Origin of the sequence: Fibrobacter sp. (assembly GCA_012523595.1) — a bacterium.
In the GTDB taxonomy this organism is placed as follows: Bacteria; Fibrobacterota; Chitinivibrionia; order Chitinivibrionales; family Chitinispirillaceae; genus JAAYIG01.
The window spans coordinates 1-5,440 of sequence record JAAYIG010000027.1; the positions used below are offsets into that span (position 1 = coordinate 1).

Annotated in this window: 8 protein-coding genes; all 8 read right to left on the bottom strand. The window is 45.2% G+C overall.

Annotation, left to right across the window (positions count from 1 at the left end):
• Window positions 1–61 precede the first annotated feature (61 nt).
• Entirely contained in the window at window positions 62–199 is a 138-nt protein-coding gene (locus GX089_01210; GenBank protein ID NLP01091.1) for a hypothetical protein, read from the bottom strand.
• A 6-nt stretch (window positions 200–205) separates the two neighbouring features.
• Entirely contained in the window at window positions 206–1,108 is a 903-nt protein-coding gene (locus tag GX089_01215) for an HDOD domain-containing protein (protein ID NLP01092.1), read from the bottom strand.
• A gap of 121 nt (window positions 1,109–1,229) precedes the next feature.
• Entirely contained in the window at window positions 1,230–1,541 is a 312-nt protein-coding gene (locus tag GX089_01220; protein NLP01093.1) for a hypothetical protein, read from the bottom strand.
• An 87-nt stretch (window positions 1,542–1,628) separates the two neighbouring features.
• On the bottom strand, window positions 1,629–2,393 hold the full coding sequence (locus GX089_01225) for a FliA/WhiG family RNA polymerase sigma factor (protein NLP01094.1): 765 nt from the start codon (window positions 2,391–2,393) through the stop codon (window positions 1,629–1,631).
• 65 nt (window positions 2,394–2,458) lie between these two features.
• Window positions 2,459–2,794 carry a hypothetical protein gene (locus tag GX089_01230; protein NLP01095.1) on the bottom strand — a complete coding sequence of 112 codons (336 nt, stop codon included), beginning with the start codon at window positions 2,792–2,794 and terminating at the stop codon, window positions 2,459–2,461.
• Window positions 2,795–2,807: 13 nt separating this feature from the next.
• Window positions 2,808–3,689 carry a MinD/ParA family protein gene (locus GX089_01235; GenBank protein NLP01096.1) on the bottom strand — a complete coding sequence of 294 codons (882 nt, stop codon included), beginning with the start codon at window positions 3,687–3,689 and terminating at the stop codon, window positions 2,808–2,810.
• Entirely contained in the window at window positions 3,686–4,930 is a 1,245-nt protein-coding gene (gene flhF, locus GX089_01240) for a flagellar biosynthesis protein FlhF (GenBank protein ID NLP01097.1), read from the bottom strand. The genes GX089_01235 and flhF overlap by 4 nt, the downstream gene beginning before the upstream one ends.
• A gap of 29 nt (window positions 4,931–4,959) precedes the next feature.
• The coding region (locus tag GX089_01245) for an FHIPEP family type III secretion protein (GenBank protein NLP01098.1) at window positions 4,960–5,440 on the bottom strand (481 nt) is incomplete at its 5' end.

The window sequence follows — 5,440 nt, forward strand, 5'->3', positions numbered from 1 at the left end:
CCCGGCGCTGTCAACAAATGTGCTGTCAATGGTGCAGGTATCATTTTTTTCCAGGAAAAACTCAGGAAGTGATACCAATTGCAGGCCGGGGGAAAACAGGTGTCAAAGCAAGAGCACTGCCGCTTTTTCCCTCTGCCTGAGAATACTGGGTTAAAACTGTTATCAGGACAACAGAAGAGAACAGTTGTGTGAGTTTCATCGCTATTTACTTTTGTTCGTTGTCGTGAATAAATGAGACAAAAGTTTCTGATTTGTCAAATTCAACGAGAAATTCGGATTGCAGTGTCCCGATATCGGGTTCATCGACAGGAATATTTTCCCTCTGGAAAATCTCCCAGATCCTTGAATCAGGAATGGAAGCCGTAGCTCTCCCGGAATGCCCCATCCCTGAAATATGACACAAATAGTTAGCGATGCTCACAATAGCTACAAAAACAGGATCCTGTTTTGATTCCCAGGGAGTATGGTGATTCAGTATTGTATCTGAAATTATCCTGGGAAGATTCCATTTTTCAGCCAGCCAGGCTCCGATCCGGGAGTGGCTGGTTCCGATCACCTCTTTTTCCGCCTCATCAAGAGTCATTCCTGATGAGGTACGGTTCATGATTTGAATGAATTCAGTATGAAAATACTGATTAAGAATCACTTTTCCAATATCATGGAGCAGACCAGCCACAAATGCCTCACCTGCAAACCTTGAGCGGTAATTGCGGGCAAGCATTCTTGATGCTACACCACAGGCTATGGAATGCTCCCAGAACCTGGAGATATCAAACAGAGGAGTGTTTTCGAGGTTTTTGAAGACATCAAAGACAGAAAGTGAGAGTCCCATATCCTTGACAGTATTAAAACCAATCACGACAATGGCCATATTTACTGTCGAAATTTCTCTGGGGAACCCGTAATATGCCGAATTGGCCAGTTTCAGAATTCTTGCTGTAAGGGCCTGATCGGTTGAGATAAGTCTGGCCAGTGATGCTGCTGAGGTCTTGGGGTTATCGACAAGTTCTATCATTTTAGAGACTACAGTCGGAAGAGTAGGCAGCCCAATGATACTCTCTGTAATCCGTTTTATCCTGCCAGGGTCGGGGTTATTTGCTTTAGCCATTTTTTTCCTGCACTGATCTACTTTCAGAAGACTGGTTTTTCCGCAGTCTGTTTCTCCTGATAAACCATTTTTGATTCCTATGGATTTTTATTCAGAAAACCAAAGGCAGGCGAGTATATTTTTATGCCTCTAAGTCTACGATGTACCCACTATCTCTTCTTGCACGCATCCCGGTCTGTGACTTTTTTTCCTCAGAACCGCGATTCCTTTTCTTCTGTTTTTCTCTTTGTTCCCGCCTTTTGTCATTTGGATCAACTACTTTGCCTTCCGCGGACTCAGGCTCAACAGGCATTCTTATTTTCTGCTCTGCTTCATTTCTGTGCATCTCAGCATTCTTTTCCTGATACACAACAGGATTCCGGTGAGTATCGCTCTGAAAACGGTCCACCTGGCCAGCATTGGAAACCGAGACATGTACGTTAATTTCACTCATGTTTACCCCGGCTGCACCTCAGGTCTTCTGCCTTCCGTTTATAAATTAGTAAACTTCAGGTACGGCTGCAAATGCCCGGGAAAATTCTCAGGCATTAATCTTCTGCAGCAGTTTTGACCTGAGCTTAAGGATCGCTTTGGAGTGTATCTGGCTTACCCGTGATTCGGTAATATTGAGCACCACTCCGATTTCCTTCAATGTCAATTCTTCATAGTGGTAAAGGGCTACTACCAGCTTTTCCTTTTCCGGCAGGTTGGCAATAGCATCCTTGAGAATGTTTTTTACCTCTGTAAAGCCAAGTTCCTTAAGAGGGTTGTCACTCCCTGGATCCTCAATAGTGTCGATAATTCTGAGTTCTTTTGAATCAGATTCCCTGTCAGGTATCGCTTCCTCAAGGGAGATAATTGTAGTCGGGGTCACCTCAGAGAGTATATCCTCATACTCCTTCATAGTGATGCCCAACTCCTCGCATACCTCATCATCGTAGGGAATTCTTCCAAGCTCATTTTCCAGCTTGGCGAATACCCTTTGTAAATCTCTTGATTTCTGACGTACAGAACGGGGAACCCAGTCCAGCGCCCTTAATTCATCTAAAATAGCGCCCCGGATCTTGTGCCCGGCATAAGTTTCAAATTTGAAACCTCTTTCCGGCTCAAATGTCTCAACAGCTTTTATAAGTCCCATGATTCCGGAACTTGTAAGATCGTTTCGGTCTACAGAATTCGGGAGATTAACCGCAAGCCGATTGACTATATATTTCACAAGATGAGCATACTCCACAAGCAGCTTGTCTTTTGCAATTTTCGAGTCGGTTTCTTTATATTCCCGCCACAGATTATCAAGACTGGACATTTTCACTCACTCCGATACTGCTTTTAATATTAGTCCGGCTCAATTGGCATCTCCTTCAGGTAAATCTACTTTCCGCTGTCCATTTTATCACTGATAAAAGGCATATCGGCACCACCGGGAATCTGCTGCTCTCTTTTTAAGTGCACCTGCTGGAGAAGTCCGCCCTCAAGCAGGTTCGAATCATCAACCTCAATGTCGGTCAATACACCCTTGAAAAAAATGTCACCTGCAATAAAACCCGCGAACCAGAAAAGAGCTCCACTGAGAGTCGCCTTTATAAGTGCGGGAATTAAACATTGTGGATCGAAAATATCGGTACAGCCGGCCAGATTAACAAAGAGTACGGCAAAGAAAGTGATAAAACAAAGTATTGTAGCTACCCTTTTTATCCAGAAAACCATTCGTTCCTGCCTGTCATTTTAATCTTCCCTCCCAGAACCTGCTGAAAAACCCCTGTTTTCCGGCAAATGTCAAACCGCTCAGCTTACGGGCAATAGCCTTAATTCTGGAAGCAGTCTGTTCCTGTCCTTTATCAAGTATCAATACCTGCTGTCTTCGAACATATCTAGGGACATCACTGTTACTATTCAATATTCCGACCAGTTCAACAGGCCTTTTCAGGAATTTTACCACTAATGTGTTTAGCCTGTCAAATGTTTCGACCCCCTCCTTCTCAGAAGAAACCATATTTACAATAACTGCAATCCTCTGTGATCCCTTTTCGTAAAGAATTTTCACCATTGCATAGGCATCGGCAAGCGAGGTCGGCTCCGGGGTCATCACCAGCAGCGCAGTATCGGCCCTGGAAGCAAACTGAGTGACAGATGCACCGATTCCTGCACCAGTGTCAATCAAAAGGAAATCATAGTTTCTTTCGAGCTTTGAAAACTCCTTCTGCAGTAGTTCAAGCCGTCCGGAATCAAGATTAGCCAGTTTTTCAAGACCTGAAGCACCTGGAAGGATATCGATCCCGCCAGGGCCTTTGCAGATCACTTTCTCAAGCCCGCATTCACCCTCGATAAAATGAGAAATGTTATGCTCAGGTGCAATTCCAAGAAGTATATGAACATTTGCAAGCCCCAGGTCAGCATCCATCAGAAGCACCCTTTTCCGCGCAGCGGCTATGGTAACCGCCAGAAAAAGGGCAATGTTAGTCTTCCCTACCCCACCCTTTCCGCTCGTAACTGCTATGCTCCTGCATTTACTGATACCAACATTTCTGGCCGTGTCAGCCGCAGTCCCGATATATTGCCTGTTTTTCGCCAGTTCCCTGAGCTTCTGCGCCTGATCGTTCACTTGTTATTATCCTCCCACAGTCTTGCAACGAATCCGGCAGGACGGGCCAGTTCAATATCATCAGGGACACTCTGGCCAAACGTAAAGTATGAAACCGGGATCTTTACCTCACTGACCAGATTGAAGATACTGCCAACCTTAACAGTTTCATCGAGCTTGGTGAACAGGAGACGGTTGATATTTATGCTTTTATAACGCTTCACTATATCAAGAAGGTCACTGTCTTTGGTCGTGGCACTGAGTACCAGATGCACCTCATCTGGATGAAGAGTGTCAATTAAGCCTTTCAACTCCTCCATGTGCTCGGTGTTACGCTGGCTCCTGCCCGCAGTATCGACAAATACCAGATCATCTTCGGCACACTCTCTCATCGCTGCCGGAATCTCCTCACTGGAAAAAACCACCTGCAGCCCTACTTTTACTATATCCGCGAATGTGCGGATCTGCTCTATTGCAGCTATACGGTAAGTATCCGCAGTGATAATTGACACCCTTTTCCCTTTGTTAATACAGCAGTGAGCAGCCAGTTTGGCAAGAGTAGTGGTTTTCCCCGAACCGGTGGGTCCGACAAACGCCACTACCACCGGCCCACTTCTTTTTAGCTTCAGCGGTCCTGCGACAGGAAAACACTCTGTAATTAAGTTTGTAAATCTACTCTCCAGCAGCACATCTGAATGAGAAGTATCTATCCCTTTCAACCTGCTGATCAGTTTATCGGCGATATCCGGTTTCACCTCAGCATCTACCAATCTTTTATGCAGTACAGCCAATCCGCCGGAATAACCATTATCCTTTTTTTCGCTTACTGCATTTTTTTCCAGAACTCCTTTTATGAGAGTCCTCAGTTCATTTATGTTCTCTTTTATCTCGTTTATCTGTTCCTTGTCATCGGAGACTGCCGGGATAACCTGGGTTTCTCTCAAAGGTACTGAGGATACCCTCATCCCCTGAGGTCTCCAGGGCTTGACCTCAGGAGCTCCGGGTTGGTCAAGATCAATAATATTAGAAGTGCGGGGACGCGAATAGACACCTGTATTGTTCATCTGTAACGGCTTAAAGCTCTCCGGTCTGGAGCTCTCGTCAACAGCCGCAGTCACTTCGACCTCATCCTGTGCACCCAGAGAGAACACCTTTCTGGGAAGTTTCCTGGACTTAAGGATAATCGCATCCTCTCCCAGTTCTTCCTTTATCTGCAGAAGAGCCTCTCTCATGCTTCTGGCTACATACTTTTTTATTCTCATATCACTCCATCAGCCGTCCATTGCCCGACTCACAATGAAATCATCCCCAGTGACCTTATCTCTATTCCAGGTACGATCTCATTATATGAAAGTACTATCAGATCACTGTAATTTATCTCAGTCAATCTCCTGAAAGCTCCGCGGATTGCAGGTGAACAGATTACAACAGGTACCTCCCCGGAGATCTTTACTTTCTCTATGATTTCCCCGCAGGCATCAAGAATTCTTCCTACATCACCCGGAGCAAGTGCAAAGCGAAATCCAGATTCCGTTTCCTGAAGTGATCCTTCAAGCTTGGCCTCAAGGTTGGGATCAAGTGATATAACCGGAATCAGGTTGTTTTCGTTTTTGTAAGTCTCACATATCTGTGGAGCAAGAGAATTGCGTACATATTCGGTAAGTATCTCCGGATTTTTGTTTCTGGGTGCTACATTGGCCAAAGTCTCGAGAATAAGAAGGAGGTCCCGGATAGAAACTCTTTCCCTGAGGAGATTCTGCAGCACTTTGTGC

Coding starts and splice junctions, on each gene's coding strand:
- GX089_01210 (NLP01091.1), bottom strand. CDS start 199: ATGAAACTCACACAACTGTTCTCTTCTGTTGTCCTGATAACAGTTTTA.
- GX089_01215 (NLP01092.1), bottom strand. CDS start 1,108: ATGGCTAAAGCAAATAACCCCGACCCTGGCAGGATAAAACGGATTACA.
- GX089_01220 (NLP01093.1), bottom strand. CDS start 1,541: ATGAGTGAAATTAACGTACATGTCTCGGTTTCCAATGCTGGCCAGGTG.
- GX089_01225 (NLP01094.1), bottom strand. CDS start 2,393: ATGTCCAGTCTTGATAATCTGTGGCGGGAATATAAAGAAACCGACTCG.
- GX089_01230 (NLP01095.1), bottom strand. CDS start 2,794: ATGGTTTTCTGGATAAAAAGGGTAGCTACAATACTTTGTTTTATCACT.
- flhF (NLP01097.1), bottom strand. CDS start 4,930: ATGAGAATAAAAAAGTATGTAGCCAGAAGCATGAGAGAGGCTCTTCTG.